The sequence below is a fragment of the Cupriavidus sp. UGS-1 genome (genome assembly GCF_021213615.1).
Classification (GTDB): Bacteria; Pseudomonadota; Gammaproteobacteria; order Burkholderiales; family Burkholderiaceae; genus Cupriavidus.
Map to the genome: position 1 here is coordinate 155,581 of NZ_JAJQJF010000007.1, position 25,123 is coordinate 180,703.

At 68.4% G+C, this 25,123-nt stretch carries 23 protein-coding genes; 11 read left to right on the forward strand and 12 right to left on the reverse strand.

Annotated elements, in window-relative coordinates:
* Positions 1-2: 2 nt before the first annotated feature.
* Positions 3-1,184 carry a polysaccharide biosynthesis/export family protein gene (locus tag LRR16_RS11935; protein WP_052511460.1) on the reverse strand — a complete coding sequence of 394 codons (1,182 nt, stop codon included), beginning with the start codon at positions 1,182-1,184 and terminating at the stop codon, positions 3-5.
* A gap of 490 nt (positions 1,185-1,674) precedes the next feature.
* Positions 1,675-2,610, reverse strand: coding sequence for a response regulator transcription factor (locus LRR16_RS11940; RefSeq protein WP_023265075.1), 936 nt, complete (start codon positions 2,608-2,610; stop codon positions 1,675-1,677).
* A gap of 860 nt (positions 2,611-3,470) precedes the next feature.
* On the opposite strand from LRR16_RS11940, the gene LRR16_RS11945 reads away from it, so the two are divergent.
* The 6 genes from LRR16_RS11945 to LRR16_RS11970 all read left to right on the forward strand — a co-directional run bounded on the left by LRR16_RS11945 (position 3,471) and on the right by LRR16_RS11970 (position 9,810).
* Entirely contained in the window at positions 3,471-4,676 is a 1,206-nt protein-coding gene (locus LRR16_RS11945) for a glycosyltransferase (RefSeq protein WP_232205980.1), read from the forward strand.
* Positions 4,677-4,697: 21 nt separating this feature from the next.
* Complete coding sequence (locus LRR16_RS11950; RefSeq protein WP_064576767.1) at positions 4,698-5,459, forward strand: ChbG/HpnK family deacetylase; 762 nt, start codon at positions 4,698-4,700, stop codon at positions 5,457-5,459.
* Positions 5,456-6,403: a glycosyltransferase family 2 protein gene (locus tag LRR16_RS11955; protein WP_232205982.1), complete on the forward strand. Its 948-nt coding sequence runs from the start codon at positions 5,456-5,458 to the stop codon at positions 6,401-6,403. The genes LRR16_RS11950 and LRR16_RS11955 overlap by 4 nt, the downstream gene beginning before the upstream one ends.
* 31 nt (positions 6,404-6,434) lie before the next feature.
* Positions 6,435-7,580 (forward strand): glycosyltransferase family 4 protein, encoded by a 1,146-nt coding sequence (locus LRR16_RS11960; RefSeq protein ID WP_043442257.1) that lies wholly within the window; start codon positions 6,435-6,437, stop codon positions 7,578-7,580.
* A 150-nt stretch (positions 7,581-7,730) separates the two neighbouring features.
* Positions 7,731-8,651, forward strand: coding sequence for an NAD(P)-dependent oxidoreductase (locus LRR16_RS11965; RefSeq protein ID WP_006577399.1), 921 nt, complete (start codon positions 7,731-7,733; stop codon positions 8,649-8,651).
* Positions 8,644-9,810 carry a glycosyltransferase family 1 protein gene (locus LRR16_RS11970; protein ID WP_232205984.1) on the forward strand — a complete coding sequence of 389 codons (1,167 nt, stop codon included), beginning with the start codon at positions 8,644-8,646 and terminating at the stop codon, positions 9,808-9,810. Before LRR16_RS11965 ends, LRR16_RS11970 begins: the two co-directional genes overlap by 8 nt.
* Before the next feature lie 59 nt (positions 9,811-9,869).
* Here LRR16_RS11970 and LRR16_RS11975 read toward each other — a convergent pair whose 3' ends face one another.
* On the reverse strand, positions 9,870-10,427 hold the full coding sequence (locus LRR16_RS11975; RefSeq protein WP_006577400.1) for a colanic acid biosynthesis acetyltransferase WcaF: 558 nt from the start codon (positions 10,425-10,427) through the stop codon (positions 9,870-9,872).
* Positions 10,428-10,581: 154 nt separating this feature from the next.
* Between LRR16_RS11975 and LRR16_RS11980 the strand changes: the two genes are divergently transcribed.
* On the forward strand, positions 10,582-11,454 hold the full coding sequence (locus tag LRR16_RS11980) for an MBL fold metallo-hydrolase (protein ID WP_232205985.1): 873 nt from the start codon (positions 10,582-10,584) through the stop codon (positions 11,452-11,454).
* Positions 11,455-11,662: 208 nt separating this feature from the next.
* Positions 11,663-12,403 carry a hypothetical protein gene (locus LRR16_RS11985; protein WP_232205987.1) on the forward strand — a complete coding sequence of 247 codons (741 nt, stop codon included), beginning with the start codon at positions 11,663-11,665 and terminating at the stop codon, positions 12,401-12,403.
* A 16-nt stretch (positions 12,404-12,419) separates the two neighbouring features.
* On the opposite strand, the gene LRR16_RS11990 is transcribed toward LRR16_RS11985, so the two are convergent.
* Together LRR16_RS11990 and LRR16_RS11995 are read right to left on the reverse strand one after the other, a co-directional pair.
* Positions 12,420-13,685 (reverse strand): glycosyltransferase WbuB, encoded by a 1,266-nt coding sequence (locus LRR16_RS11990; protein WP_232205989.1) that lies wholly within the window; start codon positions 13,683-13,685, stop codon positions 12,420-12,422.
* Positions 13,686-13,713: 28 nt separating this feature from the next.
* Entirely contained in the window at positions 13,714-14,715 is a 1,002-nt protein-coding gene (locus LRR16_RS11995) for a GDP-L-fucose synthase (protein WP_006577970.1), read from the reverse strand.
* A 277-nt stretch (positions 14,716-14,992) separates the two neighbouring features.
* Here LRR16_RS11995 and LRR16_RS12000 point away from each other — a divergent pair, with 277 nt between their 5' ends.
* From LRR16_RS12000 to LRR16_RS12010, 3 genes are read left to right on the forward strand one after another with little or no spacing between them, the layout of a single operon-like run.
* Positions 14,993-16,264: a hypothetical protein gene (locus tag LRR16_RS12000; RefSeq protein WP_232205990.1), complete on the forward strand. Its 1,272-nt coding sequence runs from the start codon at positions 14,993-14,995 to the stop codon at positions 16,262-16,264.
* Positions 16,261-17,064, forward strand: a complete 804-nt coding sequence (locus LRR16_RS12005; protein WP_006577968.1) for a glycosyltransferase family 2 protein — start codon at positions 16,261-16,263, stop codon at positions 17,062-17,064. The genes LRR16_RS12000 and LRR16_RS12005 overlap by 4 nt, the downstream gene beginning before the upstream one ends.
* On the forward strand, positions 17,061-17,735 hold the full coding sequence (locus LRR16_RS12010; protein WP_006577967.1) for a hypothetical protein: 675 nt from the start codon (positions 17,061-17,063) through the stop codon (positions 17,733-17,735). Before LRR16_RS12005 ends, LRR16_RS12010 begins: the two co-directional genes overlap by 4 nt.
* A gap of 160 nt (positions 17,736-17,895) precedes the next feature.
* On the opposite strand, the gene LRR16_RS12015 is transcribed toward LRR16_RS12010, so the two are convergent.
* The 7 genes from LRR16_RS12015 to LRR16_RS12040 form a co-directional block, all read right to left on the reverse strand.
* Positions 17,896-19,188: a lipopolysaccharide biosynthesis protein gene (locus LRR16_RS12015; RefSeq protein WP_006577966.1), complete on the reverse strand. Its 1,293-nt coding sequence runs from the start codon at positions 19,186-19,188 to the stop codon at positions 17,896-17,898.
* Between the two features lie 101 nt (positions 19,189-19,289).
* Positions 19,290-20,516, reverse strand: a complete 1,227-nt coding sequence (gene gmd / locus LRR16_RS12020; RefSeq protein ID WP_006577965.1) for a GDP-mannose 4,6-dehydratase — start codon at positions 20,514-20,516, stop codon at positions 19,290-19,292.
* Complete coding sequence (locus LRR16_RS12025; RefSeq protein WP_006577964.1) at positions 20,503-21,927, reverse strand: mannose-1-phosphate guanylyltransferase/mannose-6-phosphate isomerase; 1,425 nt, start codon at positions 21,925-21,927, stop codon at positions 20,503-20,505. The genes gmd and LRR16_RS12025 overlap by 14 nt, the downstream gene beginning before the upstream one ends.
* 285 nt (positions 21,928-22,212) lie before the next feature.
* Positions 22,213-22,542 (reverse strand): hypothetical protein, encoded by a 330-nt coding sequence (locus tag LRR16_RS12030; RefSeq protein ID WP_232205992.1) that lies wholly within the window; start codon positions 22,540-22,542, stop codon positions 22,213-22,215.
* A gap of 76 nt (positions 22,543-22,618) precedes the next feature.
* A complete protein-coding gene (locus tag LRR16_RS24410) occupies positions 22,619-22,747 on the reverse strand; it encodes a hypothetical protein (protein WP_023263369.1) in 129 nt (42 codons plus the stop codon).
* 555 nt (positions 22,748-23,302) lie between these two features.
* Positions 23,303-24,583 carry an MFS transporter gene (locus LRR16_RS12035; RefSeq protein WP_232205993.1) on the reverse strand — a complete coding sequence of 427 codons (1,281 nt, stop codon included), beginning with the start codon at positions 24,581-24,583 and terminating at the stop codon, positions 23,303-23,305.
* A gap of 5 nt (positions 24,584-24,588) precedes the next feature.
* The gene (locus tag LRR16_RS12040; protein WP_064576759.1) at positions 24,589-25,032 is read right to left on the reverse strand and encodes a nucleoside deaminase; all 444 of its coding nucleotides are present in this window, start codon (positions 25,030-25,032) and stop codon (positions 24,589-24,591) included.
* Positions 25,033-25,123: the final 91 nt, after the last annotated feature.

The following is a 25,123-nucleotide window of genomic DNA, read 5'->3' on the forward strand; positions in this document are numbered from 1 at the left end:
GCCTATCGGACCACGCCGGCCGTGCCGATCACCGGCTGGGTCGACGGGATCAGCAGGTTGATGACACGGCTCCAGCGCACCAGTTCGCGCGCGTCGACGTAGACGACGTCCTTCGGCTCGAGCTCGAACCCTTCGGCGATGGCCAGCGCCACCGGCGAGCTGCCGTCGAGATGGAACACCTTCGGCTCTTCCCCGGCGGTGGTCTTGCGAATCACGTAGATCTGGTCGGCGCTGGCCGAGCTCGGATTGACGCCGCCGGCATCGCCGAGGGCCTCGTTCAGCGTCATGCGGCCGTTGCGCATCAGCAGCGCGGTGGGACGCAGCACTTCGCCGGTCACGAACACCTTGCTGTCCTCGCGCTGTTCGACGCGCACGATGTCGCCATTGCGCAGCAGGATGCGCGACGGGTCGACGCCCTTGGCCAGCAGCGCCGGCATGTTGATGTACCAGCTGCGCTCGCCGCGCGTCACGCGGATGCGGCTGCTGTCGCCGGTCTGCGTCAGCACGCCGCCGGCGCGGTTCAGCGCCTCGACCAGCGTCATCGGCGCGTCGTCGATCGGCAGCATGCCCGGTGTCTTGACCTCGCCGTCGACATAGACGCGCTGGCTGCGGAAGGCCAGCACGCGCACCGTCATCTGCGGATCGCGCACCACGCGCGACAGCGCCTTGGCGATCTGATCGCGCACCTCGTTGGCGGTCTTGCCGCCGACCTTCATCACGCCGGCATACGGAAACTGGATGTCGCCGTGCGGGCTGACCACATAGCCCGGCACGTTGGGGCTGCCGCCGGTGCTCGGCAGTTCGTAGGCCTGGCCGATGCTGTAGGTCTGGGTCGGGAACACGAGCTCGGGGTGATCCCAAACGACGACCGAGATGATGTCGCCCGGGCCGACGCGGTACGGCTGCGGCGCGGCGAACAGTTCCTCGACGTTCTCGTTGTCGCGGCGCGAGTTGTTGCGCAGCTCGCGCACGAGGTCCATCGTGATCGGCGTGATCTTGGGCACCGCATCGGGGCCGATCGCGGAGACCGGCGCCTGCTTGTCGAAATACATGCCAGGCGAACTCGCGCAACCGGCCAGCAGCGCCGCCGCACCCATCGCGCTGGCTGCGACCAATCCCGCCACCGACCGACCGCGGCGCACACTGCGTGGACCGCGTTGCTGATGCTGTTCCAATGCTTTCATGGCAACCTCCCCCCACTGCGACTTGCACATGGACACGCGCACGGCCATGTCCCCCGGATGCTGCCATCGTGTCCGCCGAGGCACTGGGTATCGGTGCGTTGTCACACATTTGATGCGGTGTGGAAGGGCAGGACAACGGAAGGGGGTCGCGGGCGGGTGCGGTTGCCCTTGCCCTCTCTCCAACCCCTCTCCCGCAAGCGGCAGAGGGGAGCGAACCAGCGCCGCGCGCTTGCTGTCGGTGCTCCCTCTCCCCGCTTGCGGAAGGGAGGCACGCGTGGCGGCGCGCTCGCCGTTGGTGTTCCCCCTCCCGCGTGCAGGAGTGAGCAGCAACCTGTGGCGCACGCTCGCTGTCGGTGTTCCCTCTCCCGCTTGCGGGAGAGGGGCAGGGGAGAGGGCAGCCAGCGTTCCACCCCGCGCGAGCGTCCGCAGTACCCAAACGAAAACGGGCCGGATATTCTCCGGCCCGCCTTCGTTGGTAACCCGCGCAGCGTCAGCGCATGCCGCCTCCCGCCTGCAGCGGCAGTTCGGCAATCTCCGCGCGTTCGTTCGTCGGCCGCGGCATGCGCGTGACCGACGCCACCGGCGCCGCGCCGTCGCCGTTGACCCATTCGAGCTTGGCGCCGCGTTGCAGCGCGGTGTACACCGCCTCGCCCTTGTTGCGCACCTTCAAGCGCTGATACAGCGTGCACGCGTGGCTCTTGACCGTCGCCACCGAGATATTGAGCATGCGGCTGACCGTCTTGATCGGATGGCCGCGTGCCAGCAGCACCAGCACCTCGTATTGCCGCGGCGTGATCTGCAGCATCTCGGCTTCGTCGTAGTAGGTCGCTTCCGCGCTGCCGGTGTCGACCGGCGCGGGACGCGGCGCCGCCGCGGCGGCGTGCGGCGGCACGATGCCGCTGCGCGAGGAGGCCGGCATCGCCGGATGCGGCGACACGGTGGCGGTACCGGCGATCACGGGGCGCGTGCCCAGCGACGCCGGCGCGACCACCGGACCGCCATAGCCGGCGCCTGGCAGCGACGACGACAGCGTGCCGGCGGCGCCATTGCCTCGCACGAAATAGCCGCCGACCATCGCCAGCCGAATGGCCGCTTCCAGCACGGCGAGCGAGGCGGATTTCGGCAGGCAGCCGCAGACGCCTTGCGCCATGGCGGCAGCGGGAACCTGCAACGGAACCATATCGGACAACAGCAGCACGCGCTGTGCGTTGAGCACGCGGCGGACCTGGGTCAGCAGTTGCCATCCGGCGTCGACATCCTGCGGCATGCCGAACACCATCAGGTCGGTATCGCCGTCGGTGCCGTCGAGAAGAGAGACATCGGCGGGATCGATCGCGATGACCTGATCGATTCCCTCGATGCGCTCCAGCATCTGGTGCAGGCCCAGCCGGAGCAAGGGATGGCTTTCAATCAACAGTGCATTCATCTTCTTTTTCCCCCGTATCTGTGGGTGGAAAACAGGCAAACACACTGGCGAATGCAGTTGCCTCATCGCAGGCGACTTCCCGGCGAAGCGGCTCAGGCTTTCCCCCCGTCTGTCGGTATCGGCATCACCAGGCCACTGTGGTGCGCCGGCCCGATAGCCGACCCTGATCCCCACCCCAAAACATTTATCTTTAATCCGTTTAGGGCATCTTATGGGTTGAGTCAGTCGAAATCAAGTCACCTCCGGGGGGGCCCGGAAGGATGGGATTACCACCGCTTTTCATAATCCGGTAACCCTTGATCCATAAGCGTTTCCAGCCTCCCCAAATGGGTGAGAATAAATCGGGCCATTCGAGTTTCAATAATGAAACAACGCTCGTCCGATAATGTTTCAGCGTTGAAACTCGTCTCATCGTCGATGACGTTCCGACCGCAGTGGGCCAAGCCCGGCGCGGCCTGTCGATACAGCGCTGAAACAGCGGCCGCCCATCGCGCCATGGAGCCCGCCGTGCACACGGGCCGGACCCCGCGAACGGGGGGCCCGCCAAATGGATGAGTGGGTTCTCCACCATCAGGATGATGGCCGCGAGGCAGGGCCCATCGTCCCTTTGTCCATCCTGCCTTCCCCCCACTTCCACCCTCCGCTCGCCGGCCATCGGAGCGGGGCCGGCCGGGAGGTTGGCCGCCCCACTGGCCGCCCCGCGGCCCGTCCGCTGGGTGCGCCAGCGAACAGAGCTTGCCCATCGCGCTGCCTACGCTTTGTGGCACGGAGCGCCGCCCATCAGCACGGCGCGTCTTGGCGCGGCACCGTCCGCCGTGGTGCGCCATCCCATCCTGCTGCATGCCGATACGGTCAGGGCCATGAAGCTTCTTCACATCATCGCGACGATCAATCCGGCCGGCGGCGGCCCGATCGAGGGCCTGCGCCAGCTGCGGATGCCGCTGGTCGAACGCGGCGTGCATGTCGATGTCGTCTGCGGCGACGACCCCGCCGCGCCATGGGTGCGCGAGAGCGAGCTCAACGTGATCGCGCTGGGGCCGTCGAAGGGCATCTACACCTACAACCCGCGCCTGGTGCCATGGCTGCGCGAGCACGGCGCGCGCTACGACGCGGTGATCATCGAAGGCCTGTGGCAATTCCACAGCCTTGCCGCGCTGCGGGTGCTGCGCGGCAAGGTGCCGTACTACGTGTTCACCCACGGCATGCTGGACCCGTGGTTCAAGGCCCGCTATCCGCTCAAGCATCTGAAGAAGCTGGCGTACTGGCTGCTGTTCGAGCGCCGCGCGCTGCGCCATGCGACCGCGGTGCTGTTCACCTGCGACGAGGAGCGCCGGCGCGCCCGCCTGTCGTTTCCCTGGTACCACTGCACGGAACGCATCGCGTCCTATGGCACCGCGCAACCGCCCGCCGACGACGGCACGCTGCGCGCCGCCTTCCACGCTGCCTTTCCGCAGACCGAGGGCAAGCGCATCGTGCTGTTCTTCGGCCGCATCCACGAGAAGAAGGGCTGCGATCTGCTGATCGAGGCCTTCGCGCGCGTGGCCAACGTCGATCCGGCGCTGCAGCTGGTGATCGCCGGCCCCGGCACGCCGGCGCTGCGCGAGGAACTGGAGATGCTGGCCGAACGGGTCGGCATCGCGCCGCGCGTGGTGTGGACCGGCATGTTGTCCGGCCCGCAGAAGTGGGGTGCCTTCCATGCCGCCGAGGTGTTCTGCCTGCCCTCGCACCAGGAGAACTTCGGCGTGGCCGTCGTCGAGGCGCTCGGTTGCGGCGTGCCGGTGCTGATCTCGGACAAGGTCAATATCTGGCGCGAGATCGAGGCCGACGGCGCGGGCATCGTGCAGACCGATACGGTCGACGGCACCGAACAGGGGCTGCGCGAATGGCTGGCCGCCGATGCGGTCACGCGCGCGCGCATGCGCGCCGCCGCGCCGCTCTCGTTCGCGCGCCGCTTCCAGAGCAGGCAGGTCGGACAACGCCTGCTCGACATCATTCAGGGCCGCACCGATGGCGCGCCGCCGGCCGACCGCGATTCGGGACCGGCGCTTTCGCATGCGGCCCCTTAGCGGTTGACCGGGAGACCTCAGATGCGAGAACTGATCCTCAATGCCGATGACTTCGGCTGGGATGCCGATACCTGCGACGCCACCATCGCCTGTTTCGAAGGCGGGCTGCTGACCAGCGCCACCATCATGACCGGCCGGCCGGCGTCGCAGCAGGCGTACGACTACGCGCGCCACAATCGCGGCCGCTTCTCGTTCGGCCTGCACTTCAACATGGTCGATGGCCATCTGCCGCATGCGGGCCGCCCTTCGTCGCTGTGCACGCGCGACGGGCGTTTTCGCGCCAGCCATCGGCAGCGCGTGCGCGCGCTCGCGTGGATGCTGTCCGAGGACGATATCGCGCGCGAGTTCCGGGTGCAGCTCGAAGAGCTGCGCGACAACGGCGTCGAGGTGACCCATGTCGACAGCCACGGCCATCTGCACAAGTTTCCGATCGTGATCAGCGCCTTGCGCACCGAACTCGAACGCGCCGGCCTCGAATGGGTACGGCGGCCGCAGAACTTCTACTTCACGGCCAATCCACGCCAGGCGGTGATGAACAACTATTGCCAGCGCTATTTCAACGGGCTGCGCCATACCCATTACTACGGCGCGATCAACCACGACAACACCGACTGGGCCGCGCGGCTGCCGGAGCTGCTGCGCGACGGCATCACCGAGATCTCGGTCCATCCGGGCTACGCGGAACCGTGGCGGCGCGGCGAAACCGAACCGCTGGTCAACGCCGCCGCCTTGCGCACGGCGCTGCAGCGCGCCGGCATCGCGCTGCGGAGGTACGGCCAATGACCGCTCCGCTGGCCCGTAGCCTGCCGGCGCAGGCGGTGGCGCGTCCCGACACGCCGCAGGCCGCCGGCGACGGCACGCATGCCGTGCCGTGCCAGACCGCCAGGGTGTCGGTGCTGATCCTGACGCTGAACGAGGAGAAGAACCTCGCCCGGTGCCTGGAGTCGGTGTCGTGGTCCGACGATGTGGTCGTGCTCGACTCGTACAGCACGGATCAGACGCTGGAGATCGCGCGGCGCCACGGCGCGCGCGTGTTCCAGCGCAAGTTCGACAACTGGTCGGCCCATCAGAACTGGGCCAACGAGAACATCGACTTCAAGCACAAGTGGGTCTACTACTCCGACGCGGACGAAGTGGTCAGCCCGGAGCTGGCGGCGGAGCTGCGCGAGATCGCCGATCAGGTGCCGGCCGACGGCAGCTCGGCGCCTGTCGCCTACCGCGTCCGCTACAAGAACTACTTTCTCGGCAAATGGATCCGCTTCGCCGGCGGTTATCCGATCTGGGTACTGCGCTTCTTCCAGCCCGACAAGGTGCGCTGGGAGCGGCTGGTCAACCCGGCGCCGGTGGTCGACGGGTCGGTCGGCTTCCTGCGCCATCATTTCCTGCACTACAGCTTCAACAAGGGCTTCGACGCCTGGTTCGACAAGCACAACAAATATTCGATGGGGGAAGCGCTGGAGACCATCCGCAGTCTGGACGAGGACAAGTTCCGTTTTTCCTCGCTGTTGGCCTCCGATCCGCCGGCGCGCCGGCGGGCGCTGAAAGAGCTGTCGTTCCGCCTGCCGATGCGGCCGGTGGCGCGCTTTCTATACCTGTACGTGCTGAAGTTCGGCTTCATCGACGGGAAGGCCGGATTTCATTACTGCGTGCTGGTATCGATCTACGAATACATGGTGGTGCTGAAGGTACAGGAGCAGCGACGACGGGCCATGCAGTTACCCCTGTAGCCGGCTTGCGCCGCCACCGCTGGAGAGAACCATGCGAGTGGCCTATGTGACGACATACGATGCCTCCGATCCCCATGCCTGGTCGGGATCGGCAAGCTATATCCCGCGCGCGCTGCGCAGCAGTGCGATCGAGACCGAAGTGATCGACAAGGTCGACGAGGGGCCGGTGCTGGCCTGCCTGCTGCGCGCCAAGGCGCTGGCCTATCGGCGGCTGCTGCGGCGCGACTACCAGCGCGACCGCTCACCGACGGTGGCGCGCCGCTATGCGCAGCGCGTGCAGCGCCGCCTGGAGGGCGCGCATTGCGACGCGGTGCTCAGCCCGGGCACGCTACCGGTGTCCTGCCTGGACACCGACCGCCCGATCGCGATCTGGACCGACGCCACCTTCGACGGCATGGTCGGCTTCTATCCTGGCTTCAGCAATTTCTGCGCGGAAACGCTGCGCGACGGCCACCGGCTCGAACAGCAGGCGCTGTCGCGCTGCCGGCTGGCGATCTTCAGCTCGGAATGGGCCGCCGCCACCGCGCTGCGCCATTACGACGTCGATGCGGCCAAGGTCAAGGTAGTGCCGTTCGGCGCCAACCTGGACTGCCGGCGCACCTCGCAGGATATCGAGCGGATCGTGCTCGGCAAGGACTACCGTGTCTGCAGGCTGCTGCTGATCGGCGTGGACTGGATCCGCAAGGGCGGCGAAACCGCGCTGGCGGTGGCGCAATGCCTGAACCGCCGTGGACTGCCGACCGAACTGCACGTGGTCGGCTGCCGCCCGCCGTACGAGCCGCCGAGCTTCGTCAAGCTGCACGGCTTCGTGCCGAAGACCACCGAGGAGGGCCGCCGCCGTTTCGAGCGGCTGATGAGCGAGGCGCATTTCCTGCTGCTGCCTTCGACCGCCGAGTGCTACGGCGTGGTGCTGGCGGAGGCCAGTTCCTTCGGCCTGCCGTCGCTGGCCACGCGCGTTGGCGGCATTCCGACAGCGGTCCGCGATCGCCGCAACGGCATGACGTTCGAACTGGAAGCCGATGCGGCCCAGTGGTGCGACTACATCGAACGCGTGTTCCAGTCCGCCCCGCACTATGGCGCGCTCGCACGGGGCGCGTACCGCGAGTACGCCGAACGGCTGAACTGGCGCAGCGCCGGCGAACAGGTCAAGCAGCTGCTGCGCAGCCATTGCGTCTAGCACGCACGGCCCCGCAGTTCACGCTTCACGACCGTCAGCAAAGAATCTTTACGTTATGAGGCCCAGGCAACGATGGATTGCCGGTCTCAACGCTATATTGTTCACACAACCAAACGTTTTGGTTGGCAACGCGTCGCAGGCGATTTGACGATGACCGAGAAGACTGTGCTGGTTACCGGGGCGAGGGGCTTCTTCGGCGGCTACGTCGCGGAGCACTATCTGGCCGCGGGTTGGCGCGTGATCGGTCTTGGCCATGGCGTGCCGGGGTGCACCTGCGAGGGCCGCATGGTCTGGCACCGTGCCCATGTCGTGCTCGAGAGCCTGGAACGGCTCGAGATCGAGCCCGACCTGCTGGTGCATTGCGCCGGCAGCGGTTCGGTGTCGGCGTCGCTGCGCGATCCCTTCGGCGACCACGCGCGCACCGTCGACAGTATCGCCGCCGTCCTCGAATATGTCCGGCGGCATTGCCCCCACACGCCGGTGGTCTATCCGTCCAGCGCCGCCGTCTATGGCGACGCCGCGCACTGCCCGGCCCGCGAAGGCGGCACGGTGCCATTGCGGCCCGCTTCCCCCTACGGCACCCACAAGCTGATGGCCGAGCAGCTGTGTGCCTCGTATGGCGCGCATTTCGGCGTACCGGTCGCGGTGGTCCGCTTCTTCTCGCTGTATGGGGAGGGCCAGCGCAAGCAATTGCTGTGGGACGCCTGCCGCAAGATCCGGCAGCGCGACGACCTCTATGGGGGCACCGGCGAGGAGAGCCGCGACTGGCTGCATGCCGAGGATGCGGCGCGCCTGGTGGCCGCGGTGGCGCTGCATGCCTCGCCGGCGTGCGCGATCTACAACGGCGCCAGCGGCACGGCCACCACGGTCAGGCAGGCGCTGACGCTGCTGTATCGGGAGCTCGCGCCGGGCCGCCGTCCGTGTTTTTCGCGCGAGGCCCGCCATGGCGATCCCTGCGACCAGCGTGCCGACGTCGGCCATACGCTGAGCACCGGGTGGGCCCCGCAAATCCGGCTGGAAGAGGGCGTGCGGCGCTTTGCACGCTGGTTCGAGGCGGTGTGCGATGACTAGGGTCGGCTTCGTCTTTGCCTTTCAGGATCGTGGCTGGCTCGGCGGCATCAGCTACTTCCGCAACCTGCTGTGGGCGCTGTACACGCTGCCCGAACGCACCATCGATCCGGTGATCCTGACCGGCGCGCGCACGCCGGCGTATCTGCTCGACGGCATGCCGCCGCTGCCGGTCCACCGCACGGGACTGCTCGATCGCCGCCATCCATGGTGGTACATGCGCAAGGCATGCCAGGCGGCCAGCGGCACCGATCTGATGCTGGCGCGCTATCTGGTCCGCAAGGGCATCGCGGTGCTGTCGCACCACAACCCGCTCGGTCCGCGCGCCGGCGTGCCGACGCTGGGCTGGATTCCGGACTTTCAGCATCTGCATCTGCCCGAGATGTTTTCGGCCGAAGAGATCGCGATGCGCGATCGTCTGTTCGCGTCCTTGTGCGAGGGCTCGGCGCGCGTGCTGGTCAGCAGCCATGCCGCGTGCCGCGACCTGCAGCGCTGCTTTCCGGCGCAGGCGCATCGCGCCCGCGTGCTGCAGTTCGTCGCCAGCGTGAATCCGCTGGCGCCGGCGCCGCCGGTGTCCGAGCTGGAACGCCGCTACGGCTTTCGCGGCCCCTACTTCCACTTGCCGAACCAGCTGTGGCAGCACAAGAACCACGGCATCGTGGTCGAGGCGCTGCGCCTGCTGCGCCAGCGCGGGATCGATGCGCTGGTGCTGTCGACCGGCCAGACCGCGGACCATCGCAAGCCCGGCTATGGCCAGCGCCTGCTCCAAAGCGTCGAGCAGGCCGGGCTGCAACGGCATTTCCGTTTCCTCGGCGTGGTGCCGCACGGCGACCTGACCGGCCTGATGCGCGGCGCGGCCGCGCTGATCAATCCGTCACGCTTCGAAGGATGGAGCACCACGGTGGAGGAAGCCAAGTCGCTGGACAAGCCGATCCTGCTGTCCGATATCGAGGTCCATCGCGAACAGGCGCCGCCGCGTGGCCTCTATTTCGCGCCGGACGATGCGCCGGCGCTGGCCGACGCCATGGCGCAGGTCCTTGCCCGCCCGGCGTCGCCCGAGCGGGACGCCGAACAGGCGCGCCTTGCGCGCGACGACCTGGTACGGCGTCGTCGCCGCTTCGCCGAGACCTACCAGCAGATCGTGGTGGAGCTGGGCGCCTGAGCGCAGACCGACGCAGACCGACGCAGACCGAGCGCAGACCGAGTGCGGCGCGTCGCGAATCAGCGTCCCTGCGGCTTGCGCTTGCCGATCGGCCTTGCCGGCGTGCCGCCGTAGACGGTCCACGCCGTCGGCAGCGGCTTGGTGACCACCGAGCGCGGCGCGACCACCGCGCCTTCGGGCACCGACACGCCGGGCGCGACGAAGCTCTCCGCGCAGATCCATACCCGCGGTGCGAGCGTGATCGGGAACGCGATCAGCTGGAAATTCGGGCTGTTGTAGTCGTGGGAACCGGTGCACAGGTGCGCGCCTTGCGACACCACGCAGTACTCGCCGATGTCGATCCGCTCGATGTTGTACAGCGTGACGCCGTCGGCCACGCCGGCATTGTTGCCGATGCGCAGATTCCACGGCGCCCAGATGCGGACGCCGGGATAGACATGGACATGCCGCCCAAGCTGCGCGCCGAACAGCCGCAGCAGCGCGGCGCGCCACGCGTGCGCGGGCCGCGGGCTCGGACGGAACAGCAACAGCCAGACCCAGTTCCAGATCTGCCGCTGCACGCGGTTGCCCAGCGAGAACGAGGGGCCCATGGTCGGATCGTCTTGCGTAATCAGCATCGGCTGTCCCGGTAAGCGCGCGGCACGCACGGGACGATGGTGAGCCGGCCCACGCAGCGGGTCGGTGCGGCCGGTCACAGACCTTCGCCATGGACGCGGCGGGGCGGCCTGGAATGAGACTTGCACGAGCGCAGGATCCTGCAGGAGGGCATTCATGCGGATCCATCATCTGAACTGCATCTCGACCTGTCCGCTTGGCGGGCGGCTGATGGACGGGCGTTCGCGCTCGATCCTCGAGCGCGGCGAACTGGCCTGCCACTGCCTGCTAGTCGAGCTGCCGGAGTGCCTGCTTCTGGTCGATACCGGCCTGGGCCGGCGCGACGTGCAGGATCCGCGCTCGCGCCTGAGCGGCTTCTTCCTGACGCTGCTGCGGCCCGATTTCCGCGACGAGATGACGGCCTATCGTCAGGTGCAGGCGCTCGGCTTCGATCCGCGCGATGTGAGGCACATCGTGCTGACGCATCTGGACTTCGACCACGCCGGCGGCCTCGACGATTTCCCCTGGGCTACCGTCCACCTGATGGCGGCCGAACGCGACTATGCGCGGCTGCAGCGCACCTGGCTGGACCGCCAGCGCTTCCGCCCGCAACAGTGGTCGACGCAGGAGCGCTGGCGCACCTACGCGCCGGACGCCGGCGAGCGCTGGTACGGCTTCGACCGCGTGCGCACGCTCGACGGCCTGCCGCCGGAAGTCGCGATGGTCGCTTTGCCGGGCCACACCTTCGGCCATGCGGGCATTGCGGTGCAGGCGCAGGGCGAATGGCTGTTGCAGGCCGGCGACGCCTACTTCCATCATGGCGAACTCGACCCGGTGCGGCCGTACTGCACGCCGGGGCTGCGCTTCTATCAATGGATGATGGAAAAGGACCGCGCCGCGCGGCTGGCCACGCAACGGCATCTGCGCGAACTGAAGGAACGGCGCGACGGCCACATGACGGTCTGCTGCGGCCACGACATGGTCGAGTTCGAACGGCTGGCGCGGCGCTCGGCGCGCGTGCCGGCCAGCGCGTTCGCCGCCGCGCCGTGATCCACGGGGAAGCGTTCGCCGATACGCGCGGCGTGCCGGCCCCAAATATGCAAGTCCGTGGAGCAAATTCTGCAAGCACGCCGCGCGGTGCGGCGTCCGCATGTCGCGGATCGTGCCCACATGCCGGCATGCGGCTTGCGTGGAGAGGGGCATTGGAGACCGCGCAGAGATCGCGTGGATCGCCACGTCGACAATCAGGAGGGACAGCATGAAACCACGACATCTGCTGGTGGTGGCCGCATCCTGCCTCGCGCTGGCCAGCCAGCTCGCGATGGCGCAGGGCCGCTCCAGCGGCGGCAGCGGCAAGGCGGGATCGACCGGCATGAGCGATGGCGCCAGCGCGCAGGGCAACACGGGTACGGGCGCGACATCGTCGGGAACCGGCGCCGAAGCTGGTGCGGCGACCGGCACGGCGGGCGGCGCCAGCGGTCCCCTGAGCGGCGGTGCGCGCGGCGCGGTCGGTCCCGGGCAGGGCGCGCAGTCGAACACGCAAGGAAGCGGGCAAGGCGGTGTCCAGAGTGGCGCTCAGGGTGGCGCTCAGGGTGGCGCACAAGCCGGCGCCGGCGATTCGCGTCAATCCCGCGCCGGCGATGTCGAGCATGGCGGCAGTCCCACCACCGGATCGCCGTCCGGCGGACGTCAGCCGCCCGGCAGCGCGAAGGCAGCGCCCGGCGGCGGGGGGACGGCGAACACCGCGGGCAATACCGCAGGCAATACGGCAGGCAATACGGCAGGCAATACCGCGGCCAACCGCGGCGGCGACGCGACCAGCGGCAGGCCGGCGGGCGACTCGCGCCGTGCCAGCGGCGTGTCCGACTCGACCCAGGGCAGCAGCCGCGCCAGTGCCGGGGGCGGCAAGGCCAGCACGCCGTCCGGCGCGACCAAAGGCAGCGGTACCTCGGATCGCGGCACGGGCGGTGGCGGTGTGACCAGCGGCAGCGACCGGTAAGGCGCAGCCGCGCGATTCATCGTTCGGTGCCGACGCTTGCCGCGGACACGCTGACCGCCGTGTGCTCGCCGCACAGGGCCTGCATCGCGGCCTCCCAGCGGCCCAGCACCGCGTCGCGGTCCAGATGGCGCTCGGCCCAGGCGCGTCCCGCCGCGCCAAGCGTGTCGCGCGTGGCGGGGTCCCCGGCCAGTTGTTCGATCGCCGCGGCGAGCGCGAGCCCATCGCCGGGCGGCACCACGCGGCCACAGCGCGCCACCAGGCGGGCCAGCTCGGTGCCCGCATGGGCCGTTGCGATGACCGCCCTGCCGCTGGCCAGCATGCCGGCCAGCTTCGACGGCAGCACCAGGTCGGCGGCGTCGGCACGCTGCGGCAGCAGGTGCAGGTCGGCGGCGGCCAGCAGCGCCGGAAAGCGCGAGGCCGGCTGCAGCGGCAGGAAGCGGACCTGCGGCAGCCCGGCGCAGGCCTGCTCGAGCGCGGCGCGCCCGGCGCCGTCACCGCACAGCACGAACCAGATGTCGGGCCGGTCGCGCAGCTGGCGCGCCGCCTGCGCCAATACCTCCAGCCCTTGCTTGTTGCCCATGTTGCCGGAGTACAGCGCCACCGTCGCATCGGCCGGAATGCCGAGCCGGCGCCGATAGAGGCTGCCGCGGCCGGGCCGGATCGCGCGCAGGTCGACCCAGTTCGGCAGCAGTTGCGTGCGTGCCTCCGGCGCGCCCTTGTCGCGCGCCAGCCGCAGCATCGCCTCGGAGATCGTCGACACGCGGTCGAAGGCCGCCATCGCATGGCGTTCCAGCGCACAGGCGAGCTTGCGCAGCAGCGGCTGTTTCAGCAGGCCCAGCGCGAAGGCGGCATCGACCTCGTAGTCCTGCACATGCAGCCAGGTCTTCGCGCCGGTCCAGCGTCCCAGCAGCAGCGCGGCGGGGCTGCACAGCAGCGGCGGCTCGACCACCATCACCACGTCCGGACGCCAGCGCCATTGCGCCAGCAGGCAGGGCAGGCTGCTTGCCGCGAAGCTGGCCAGATGCAGCAGCCGCTTCAGGCCCGATGGCCGGCTGGGCACCCACAGCGGCGCGCGCCATACCTGCACGCCGTCGTGCTGCTCGCGCCGGTACTGCCATGCGCGGTAGCCCGCGCCGACGCGCCAGGCCGGATAGTAGGGTGGCGCCGTGATGACGCGCACCTCATGCCCGCGCGCGGCGAACCAGCGTGCCTGCTCGCCGGTGTATTTGCCGATGCCGGTCAGTTCGGGGGAGTAGTTCAGGCAGTACAGGAGGATCTTCATCGGCGCGCGCCGTTCTCGATGCGCGCGATCAGCGCAGCGCCACCAGCCGCGGCTGGCGTCTGGGCGGGCTTTCCAGGCGGCCGCTTTGCAGCGCGTCCCGATAGGCCAGCCGCAGGCCGTCGACCAGCGACACGGTCGGCTTCCAGCCGGTTGCCTCGATCCGGTGCGAGTTCAGCCGCTTGCGCGGCGTGCCGTCGGGTTTGCTGGTGTCGAAGCGGATCGCGCCGCGGAAGCCCACGGTGTCGGCGATCAGCTCGGCCAGCACGCGGATGCTGACCTCGTCGGGGCTGCCGACATTGAAGAAGCCGGGTGCGCCGGCGTGGTTGCGGTATTCCTGCTGCGGCAGCGCCATCAGGTGCACGCAGGCCTGGCCGAGATCGTCGGCGTAGAGGAATTCCCGCAGCGGCGTGCCGGTGCCCCACACCACGACCTCGCTGGCGCCGTTCTGCTTGGCTTCGTGGAAGCGCCGCAGCAGGCCCGGTATCACGTGGCTGTTCTCGGGGTGGTAGTTGTCGCCGGGGCCGTACAGATTGGTCGGCATCGCGCAGCGGAAATCGGTGCCGTATTGCCGGTTGTAGCTCTCGCACAGCTTGATGCCGGCGATCTTGGCGATCGCATACGGCGCGTTGGTCGGCTCCAGCGCGCCGGTCAGCAGCGCCGCCTCGTCGATCGGCTGCGCGGCGAAGGCCGGATAGATGCAGCTCGAACCGAGGAACAGCAGGCGCTTGACGCCGGAGCGCCACGACTCGTGAACGACATTGGCCGCGATCATCAGGTTCTGCTGGATGAACTCGGCCGGATACGTGTTGTTCGCATGGATGCCGCCCACGCGCGCCGCGGCCAGATAGACCTCGTCGATGCGCTGCTCGGCGAAGAACGCGCGTACCTTGGCCTGATCGCACAGGTCCAGTTCGGCATGCGTGCGGGTAATGACGGTGATGTCGCGACGCGTGCCGAGCGCACGCACGATGGCGCCGCCGACCATGCCGCGATGGCCGGCGACGAAGATGCGGTGTGGAGGCTGATTCATGGCTGTGACACTGACTGTGGATCGGCGAAGTGGACCACCAACGTGGCGGTCGGACGATGGGCGGGCACACCGGGCTGCACCCGGAAGGGCGTGCACTGGACGGACTCTAGCGCGCGCTCCCGCCGCCGACTGTGGGCTTGCGCACATTCGCGCAGGCCGCCTCGAACCGGTGTGCGCCATCGAACGGAAAACATGCTTACCCCCCGGCATCGTGCGGCCATGCGGGTCCATGGCCCGCACGGCATACCCGCTCACCGACTCAGAAGGCGGCCAGACCATGCAAACGACCTCGACCCTGCCGATCGGCGCCCGCACCAGCCACTCGGCCATGCTGCTGTATCTCGGGCTGGGCGCACTGTGCGCGATCAAGGTCAACGTGATCGGCGAAGTGTATGTCGGCGAATTCCTTGCGGCCGCCTACGCGTTGGCGATGCTGTCCACGCTGCGGATCGAGCGCGCCTATGCCTCCTTCCTCGGCCTGACGCTGATGTGGGCCTTCGCGCAGGCGCTGTCGGACCTGTCCAATGGTACGCCGCTGAACTCGTCGATCAAGGGCGTGCTCGCGCCCGGCGTGTTCTTCCTGACGGTGTTCGCCATCGGCACCCACTTCAGCCAGGGCAGCTCGAAGCGGATCTGGTACTTCCTGATCGGCGCCGCGCTCAGCGAGATCGTCAACCTCAGCCGCGCGCCCAGCGAAGAAATGCTGTTCAACCCCTGGAAATGGGGCTATGCGATGCCGGTGCTGATGCTGCTGCTGTGCTATCTGTCGATGGCGCGTGCCGGCGCGCTGCGCATCGCGCTGTGCATCATTGCCTATTGCGCGGTATCGGCGGTGTTCGACTTCCGCAGCGCCGCCGGCCTGCCGCTGCTGGCATTGGCGATCTACCTGCTGCGCCGCTCCTCGGTAGTCGCATGGATACGCAGCCTGACCAATACGCGCGGCGGCATTCCGCTGCTGTTCGGCGTGCTGGTGCTGGTAATCGCCTCGCTGAACGCGCTGTTCTCGATGATCTTCGCGCACGCCGGCGAGTTCGGTTTCCTGACGCCCGAAGCGGCGCACAAATACACGGTGCAGGCCACCAGTGACCTGGGCATCCTGTTCGGCGGCCGCTCCGAGATCCTGATCTCGGTACGCGCCTTCCTCGATGCGCCGCTGCTCGGCCACGGTTCGTGGGCGGTCGACCGCAACGGCTACCAGGACGCCTACAGCGTGATGGTCTACCAGATGGGCGCGGCGCTCGACGACAAGATCGTCGTTACCGACGACACGCTGATTCCCGCGCACTCGTTCCTGATGGGCGCGCTGATCTGGAGCGGCATCGTCGGCGGGCTCTACTGGATCTGCATGCTGGCGCGCACGCTGTGGTTGTTCGTGCGCAATATGCCGACGATGCCGATCTTCTTCTATGTCGGCACCGCGCAGTTCGTCTGGGACGTGTTCTTCTCGCCGTTCTCTGCGGACCACCGCTGGGAGTCCGCGATGTTCCTCGGCATGCTGTTCGCCTGGCACCATGCCTCCCGCTATCGCCAGCTGCGGAGCGTGCGATGAAATTCAGCGTGGTCACGGTCTCGTTCAACCAGGCGCGCTATCTCGAGCAGGCGATCCGCTCGGTCACCGGCCAGCGCGGCTGCGAGCTCGAATACATCGTGGTGGACCCGGGCTCGACCGACGGCAGCCGCGACATCATCGCGCGCCATGCGGGCTCGATCGACCGTTGCATCCTCGAGCCGGACAACGGCCCCGCCGACGGACTGAACAAGGGCTTCGCGGCGGCGACCGGCGAGATCTTCTGCTACCTGAACTCCGACGACCTGTTCCTGCCCGAGGCGTTCGCCAAGGTGGCCGCGTATTTCCGCCGCTATCCGTCGGCCGACGTGATCTGCGGCAACGGCTACGTGATCGACGGCGAGGGCGCGCTGGTGCGGCGGGTGTACTCCGACCGCTTCGGCCTGCGCCGCGCGGCCTATGGCGCCAGCATCGCGATCCAGCCGTCGACGTTCTTCCGCGCCGAGACCTATCGCGCGGTCGGCGGCTTCAATGTCGAGAACCGCTCGAACTGGGACGGCGAACTGGTGGTCGACATGGCGCTGGCCGGAGCGACCTTCCGCAATGTGCCGGACTTCCTGAGCTGCTACCGCGTCTACGCCGAGTCGATCACCGGCTCGGCCAGGCTCGCCGAGGCGCACCGGCAGTTCGAGCAGCGCATGTTCCGCAAGATTCTTGGGCGCGATCGGCGCCGCTACGATGACCTGGCATCGGCCTGGTATCGCGTGACCAAGCATCTGGCCAATCCGCGCGCGACCTATGAACGGGTGGTGCGCGGCCCCGTGTTCGGGAGGCAGTCATGATCCGGAAAGTGCTGGCGGCCGTCTCGATCGGCCTGCCGTGGCCGCTGCGGCGGCGGCTGCTGAACCGCTTCTGCGGTGCCCGCATCGATCCGAGCGCGCGCATCGGCTGGTCGCTGGTGCTGTGCGACGAGCTCGAGATGGGGCCGCACTCGCATATCGCCCATCTGACGCTGGTCAAGGGTATCCGCCGGCTGAGCCTGGGCGAGCATGCGATTCTCGGCAGCCTGAACTGGGTGTCGGGATTCCCGCAGGGTCTGACCGACTCGCCGCACTTTCGCGACGCTGCCGACCGCGATCCGGCGCTGGTGATCGGGCGGCATGCCGCGATCACCTCGCGCCATATCCTCGATTGCACCGATACGATCACGGTCGGTGCCTATTCGACGGTGGCCGGCTATCGCAGCCAGATCCTGACGCATAGCGTGTCGATCCGCGAATCGCGCCAGCGCTGCGCGCCGGTGACGATCGGCGCCTACTGCTTCGTCGGCACCGGCTCGATCCTGCTGCCGGGCGCGGCGCTGCCCGACTACAGCGTGCTGGCCGCCGGCGCGGTGCTGAACCGCAGCATGGCGGCGCCGCACATGCTGTACGGCGGCTGCCCCGCCAAGGCGGTGCAGGAACTGCCGGAGGACCTGGCGTATTTCCGCCGCGAGGAAGGGTATATCGTCTGAGGCCGCACGGCGTGCGAAGCGGCCCGACGTCGTCCCCGCGAAGGCAGGGATCCAGCGACTTCGGAAGACACCCGCTTCCCGCATGCGCGCGCGGGAATGACGCGTCGCACGGCCGCATGTCACGGCCGGCATTCACGGCCGGCATGTCACGGCCGGCATGTCACGGCTTCACCAACGCCCCCGCCAACCCATGCCGTGCGAATCCATGGATCTGCGGCAGCAGCACCAGCAGGATCAGCAGCTCGGTGGCCAGCACGCCGAACGACACCGCCGGCTGCCCGAACAGCTTGCCACCGACCACCGCGATCAGCAGGCCCGCGACATTGGCGCCCAGGTAAACCAGCGACAGCCGCGCATGGTTGTTGGTCGAGGTGACCATCACCGAGGCCGTGTGCCACAGCGAATTGACCACCGCGGCGGCCAGCAGCCAGCTGTAATCCGGATGGATCGGCGCGATCTTGCCGTGCGTCCACAGCTGGCAGATCCATTCGCCGGCGACGTACAGGAAGATGCCGCAGGCGGTGGCAAGGCCGACCGATGCGGTCAGCGCGTGGCGGAACAACGCGCGCAGCGCGGTGGCGTTGCGCTGGCCATAGAGCCGGCCGATCTCCGGCGACAGCGCCTGGCTGATCAGCTGCCCGAGCTGGTAGGGGATGCGCGACAGCGTGCGCATCGCGCTGAAGTACGCCACGAAGGCCGGCCCGAACACAAAGCCCGCGCACAGCACCATCCCCTGCATATTGAGCGCATTGCCGATCGGGAAGGCATTGAGCGCCAGCGCCGGCAGCAGCATCTCGCGCACCTCGGCGCGCGAGAAGGCCGACACGCCGGCGCGCGCCCACGGGGCGAACGCCATCATGCGGCGATACATGACGACCACCAGCAGCACGCGGACGATCGCCAGCAGCGTCAGCAGCAGCAGGAAGCCGCCGTCGAACAGCAGCACGCCGGCCGCCAGCGCGCCGAACTCGAGCAGCCGGAACAGGTTGAACCACATCGTGGCCTCGGCGTAGCGGCCCGCGCTCCAGAACACGCCGTGCGACAGCAACGCCAGCATATAGGTCGAGACCTGGATCGCGATCATCAGCATCGCCAGCACCGCGGCGCCGCCGGCCAGGCCGGTCCAGCCCTGGATCGCGTTGCCGAACGCCGCGCCCAGCAGCATCGACAGGCCCGCCAGCACGGCACCAATCGCCAGCAGCAGCACCAGCGCCGACTGGTAGCAGACCACCGCGGCGCGCTGGTTGCCGGCGGCGATGCTCATGTTGATGCGGTTGACCGCCACGCCGGTGAAGCCCAGGTCGGCCAGCCCCAGATAGACCGGCACCGCGATCACCATCAGCCAGGTGCCATAGCGCTCCGGACCCCATGCCGCCAGGAACATCGGCACGCTGAGCAGCTGGGTCACGATGGTGACCGCCTGGCCCAGCGCGTTCGCGCCGATTCCGCGCAATATCCGCTCCACGCTCGCCTCTTCCGTTTGCGGCCCGGCTGCCGCGGCAGGCCCGGGCCGTCATGCCATGCGCTTATGCGTTCAAACTCGTGTCCACCGCATCATTCGTGATGGTCGTAGGCGCGGAAGCCCGCCAGCTTGCACAGCGCATCGCGCCGCGCCGCCGCGTAGTCGGCGCCGATCATCTCGCGCACCAGTTCGTCGAAGCTGGTGGTCGGCGACCAGCCCAGCCGCTCGCGGGCCCGGCTCGGATCGCCGAGCAGCGTGTCGACCTCGGTCGGGCGGAAGTAGCGCGGATCGACCCGCACGATCACATCGCCGACCTTGCGCCCTGGCGCCAGTTGCTGGCGGCTGTTGTCGATCGCGGCGATCACGCCGATCTCGTCGACGCCGCTGCCCTCGAAGCGCACCGTGATGCCTAGCTCGGCGGCGGCGCGCTGCACGAACTCGCGCACGCTGTGCTGCTCGCCGGTGGCGATGACGAAGTCCTCGGCCTGCTCCTGCTGCAGCATCATCCATTGCATCTGCACGTAGTCGCGCGCATGGCCCCAGTCCCGCAGCGACGACAGGTTGCCCAGATGCAGCGTGTCCTGCAGCCCAAGCGCGATCCGCGCGATGGCGCGCGTGATCTTGCGCGTCACGAAGGTCTCGCCGCGCAGCGGGCTCTCGTGGTTGAACAGGATGCCGTTGCAGGCGTACATCCCATACGCCTCGCGGTAGTTGACCGTGATCCAGTACGCGTAGAGCTTGGCGGCCGCATATGGGCTGCGCGGATAGAACGGCGTCGTTTCCTTTTGCGGAATCTCCTGCACCAGGCCGTACAGCTCGGACGTCGAGGCCTGGTAGAAGCGCGTGGTCTTTTCCAGGCCGAGGATGCGGATCGCCTCCAGCAGCCGCAGCGTGCCCAGCGCATCGGTATTCGCCGTGTATTCCGGCTCTTCGAACGACACCTGCACATGGCTCTGCGCGGCCAGGTTGTAGATCTCGTCCGGCTGCGATTGCTGCACCACGCGCACCATGCTGGCGGTATCGGTCATGTCGCCGTGATGCAGGATCAGGCGGCGGTCCGGGGCCTGCGGGTCCTGGTACAGATGGTCGATCCGCTCCGTATTGAACAGCGAGCTGCGCCGCTTGATGCCATGGACCTCGTAGCCCTTGGCCAGCAGCAGTTCGCACAGATAGGCGCCGTCCTGTCCGGTAATGCCGGTGATCAGCGCCCGCTTGCGGCGCGAGCCGCCGCCGGCCGTCGCCTCGTCGTGCTGCCGCGGCTGGAGTTCGAGATCGCCGGCCGCCAGCGGGCCGAGCGGTTGCAGGTCAAGTGCGCCCATAAATATCTGCCATCCTGATGATGTCGTCTTCGCCAAGGTACGAGCCGGACTGGATCTCGATCAGTTCGAGCGGGATCCGTCCGGGATTTTCGAGACTGTGGGTTTCGCCGATCGGGATATAGGTGGACTGATCCTCGGTCAGCAGGAATTCGACGTCGCCGCGGCGCACCCGCGCGGTGCCGGACACCACCACCCAGTGCTCGGCGCGGTGGTGATGCTTCTGCAGCGACAGCTTGGCGCCGGGTTTGACGCTGATGCGTTTGACCTGATAGCGCTGGCCGTGGTCGACGCTGTCGTACGACCCCCAGGGCCGGTAAACCTGCCGGTGCTGCGTGGCCTCGGGACGCCCCTGTGCGCGCAGCGCTTCGACCAGTTGCTTGACGTCCTGCGCATGGTCCTTGTGGACGACCAGCACGACGTCGGGCGTTTCCACCACGATCACGTTCTCCAGTCCCGCCACCGCCACCATCCGGTGCGAGGCATGGACCAGGCAATCGCGCGCGCCGTGCGTGACCACATTGCCGACCGCCGCGTTGTTGCCTTCGGACTTGTCGGCGGCCTTCCAGACCGCGTCCCACGAGCCGATATCGCTCCAGTCGGCCGCCAGCGGCGCCATGCGCCCGTCGCGCAGATGCTCCATCACGGCGTAGTCGATCGAATCGGACGGGCACGCGCCGAACGCATCGGCATCGAGCCGGCAGAAGTCCAGATCGGATTTGCCGCGCGCCACGGCCTGTTCGGCGGCGCGCAGGATCTCGGGCGCGAACTGCCGCAGCGCGTCGAGATAGACCGACGCTCGGAACAGGAACATGCCGCTGTTCCAATAGCAGTTGCCCTCGCCGAGAAAGTCGGTCGCCTGCTCCAGCGAAGGCTTCTCGACGAAGCGCTTGACCGTCAACAGGCCGGTGTCATTGGTCGGTACCGCCTTGATATAGCCATAGCCGGTCGCGGGAAAGGTCGGCACCACGCCCAGCGTGGCGATCGCACCGGCGGCCGCGCCTGCGCTGGCCGCCGTCACGGAACGCGCGAAGGCCGCGTGGTCGCGCACCAGATGGTCCGACGGCAGCACCAGCAGGATCGGATCGTCGCCGCCGGCCTGCGCCTTGAGCGCGGCGACCGCGGCGGCCGGCGCGGTGTTGCGCGCATGCGGCTCGAGCAGGATCGCCGCCGGTTCGCAGCCGATCTCGCGCGCCTGTTCGGCGACGACGAAGCGATGCGCTTCATTGCTGACCAGGATCGGCGCGCCGACGCCGTCGATGCCGCGCACGCGCAGCAGCGTGTCCTGCAGCAGGGTATGTTCGCCAAGCAGACGCAGGAACTGCTTTGGATGGCCGTCGCGCGACAGCGGCCATAACCTCGAACCGGTGCCGCCGCACAGCACCACCGGTACGATTCGATTCTCGCTTGCCATGACACCTCCAATCGGCCGCTGCGCGCGTGCCGATGCGATTGGGTGAAACCGTCAGGGCAAGTGTATCGACCGCTGTGCTGCAGCAATGTTTGCTAGGCAACAGAGGTCGACGGTCACCGATTGGCGCCGCAGGTGGCGCAGCGATGACAAAAAGGGCCGGCGCAATGGCCGGCCCTCGGTGAGGTGACGTGAGCGGATGCAGGCGGTTCTGGCGCCGGGGCGAAAGCGGGCGGCCAGTGGCTCAACGTGCCTGGAACCCCGCCTTCGCAGGGACGGTGGCGGGATTCACCGCACCCAGTGCCCCGGCCGCATCACCCACCCATGCGGCCCGCGCACCCAGCGCTCGGGCACATAGCGGTAGCCGGGGCGGGCGCGTTCCCAATGGCCCGGTTGCCACACATAGCGCGGACCGGCCGCGCGCCAGTAGCCCGGCACCCACACCTGTCCGCGGCGTGCGGCTCGTGGCGCTTCGTAGCGCGGCGGTGGCGGCGCAACGCGGCGGTAGCCGTGGTCGCGATCGTAGCGATGGCCATCATAGGCCTGGGCGGGCGACACGAATCCGAAGGCCGAGCCGGCGGCGAGGGTGGCGAGCGCGAGAATCAAGGGGCGGGTCATCGGGTACTCCTGCTTCGGGGAACAAGCTTGGGATTGCTCTGATGCGGTCCGGCCGGTCGGCGCGACCGCATTTCAATCAATAACGGTGATGGCGATGGTGATGCCCGTGTCCGTGTCCATGCGGCACGACGATGCAGGCGGACAGCATGGCGGCGGTGGCGGACAGCAGCACGAGAATCGACAGCGTTCGTTTGGTTCGTTTCATCTTTGGCTCCTTGGCGGGGCGCGTTGAACATGGCTGCAATGTAGCGGTGCGCATGCTGCGGCGGCCGTTGCACTTGTAAGGCTCTCTCACAGCGCAATCGGACGGCCATGACCTCACCGGTCAAACGTGCCGATCGGCGTATCTCCTTGCGAGGCAAGGCTTTTTTGGCGGGATGAGGACGTGCGGAAACGGCGCGGCGCATGGCGCGCCGCATTCCGCACGTAATGCGGCGTTACATCGGAAAAGAATGCGGGCAGCGAACAGCGATTGCGCCAGGGAGAGCGCGTGCTGATCAGCGAGAGCTGTGGATCAACAGACGATCGGCAGAGACCGTTGGCCTACGCAGAAACGGGTACGGACGGCGTCAGCATCGCGGCCACAGTACGCAGAAATTGGTACGCCACTAGAGGTTGGGGATGACGCATGCATGTCTGGACGGTCGGGATGTGAGATCCGTAAATCGAGGCCGATCGAGACCGTGACGCGCAAAGTCGACGGGAGGAAAAGTGCATGGCGAGGCGAAGACCGAGGCCTTCGCCTTCGCAGGGCAGGCCGTCAGGCCCGGCTCGGCATCGCGGCCAGATACCGGCGCGGATCGAAGCGCGTGGTGGCGAGCATCACCAGCACCACCGCGGCGAGGTGGTACCACCAGGCCGCGGCGAAGCTGCCGGTGGCGTCGTGCAGCACCGCCGCCAGCCACGGGGCGCAGCCGGCCAGCAGGAAGCCGCCGCCCTGCATCAATGCGCCGAGCGCGGCGGCGTCCTCGGGGCGGGGCAGGTGGTCCAGCGCGACCACCAGATAGAGCGAGAAGCAGCCGCCGAGACCGGCGCCGCCGATCACCGCCCATGCAAGCGGCGCAAGGTCCGGCCAACCGGCCAGGCCGGCGAAGCCGATTGCCTGCAGGGCGAGCGCGAGCGCCAGCCAGGCGCGGCGATCGGGACTGCGGGCCGCCAGTGTCGGCAGCGCCAGCGCAGCAACGGCCTGCGCCACCGACATCACTGCAATCAGGCCGCCCGAGGCCGGACCGCTCCAGCCGCGCTCCTGGTAATAGGCGGCGAGCCACGCGATCAGCGAGGCATAGCCGCCGTTCATCACGCCGAACGAAGCCATCAGCAGCCAGGTGCGTGGGCGTCCGAGCAGGCGCAGCACCGGAATCGTGGTGGGGCGGCTGGCATTCGCGTCGGCTTTCGCTTCGGCTCTGGCGTTTGCGTCGGCGACGTCGCCGGCAAGAGCCGCTGATGCGACGGCCGCATCGCGCGGCAGCGTGCGCCATGCCAGCAGCCATCCCGCCCACGCCGGCAGCGCCCACACCGCGAGCCCTGCATGCCAGCTGCCGCTTACCCCGGCGACCCACGGCGTCAGTTGTGCACCGAGGGCGCCACCCGCCATCAGCGCGGCCGAATACAGGCCCATCACCATCGCCATCCGCCCCGGAAACTGCCGCTTGACGATGGCGGGCAGCGCCGCCTGCGCCGCCGCCGTGCCGAGGCCGCACAGTGCCGCGGTCGCAATCAGCGCCGTGCCGCCGGGCCAGGCGAGCCGCAACAGCGAGCCGATGCCCACCAGCGCCAGCGCAAGCAGTACCGCTCGACGCTCGCCCAGCCATCGGCGCATCGACGGGGCGAGGCAGGCGCCGACGCCGATCAGCACCATCGGCAGCAGCGTCAGCCACGCCATGCCGCGGTAGTCCAGGCCGGTGCTGTTGCGGATGACCGGCGCCAATGGGCCGATGCCGGTCAGGAAGGGACGCAGGTTCAGGCCGGCCAGCACGATCGCGGCCAGCGCCCAGCCGGGTGCGCCGATGCGCGGCCGGCCGGCAGAGACTTCAACTGCCATGAAGATCAACGGCCATAGACGGCATCGGCGCTGATTCCCACATCGAGCCGGATCAGCGGCAGCGGCGCCGGATCGAGCGTCAGCCGCAGCGCCTGGTAGGTGGCCTCGCTGGACAGGCCATACGGCGCCGCGTCGTTGTTGTCGAAGGCGTAGTAGACCTCCTGCACGCCGCTGATCACCAGCGCCGCCAGGCACATCGGGCACGGATGGCCGCTGGCATAGACGGCGCAGCCGCGCAGGTCAGGGCTTTGCAAGCGCCGACTGGCGGCGCGGATCGCCTCCATCTCGGCATGGCTGGTCGGATCGTGGCTGTGGACGATGCCGTTGACGCCGGTGGCGATCAGCTGGCCCTCGCGCGCCAGCACGGCGCCGAAGGGCCGGCCGCCGCGCGCGCGGTTGGCCTGCGCCAGATGCACGGCCTCGCGCAACAGGGATTCGTGGGTGGACATGGGATTGCCTCGCGAAAAAGAGCCTGCGGGTAGAGGAGCAGACTGTACGCGCGCGCTTGGCAATTGGGAAATTAAATGATGGAATGCGCTG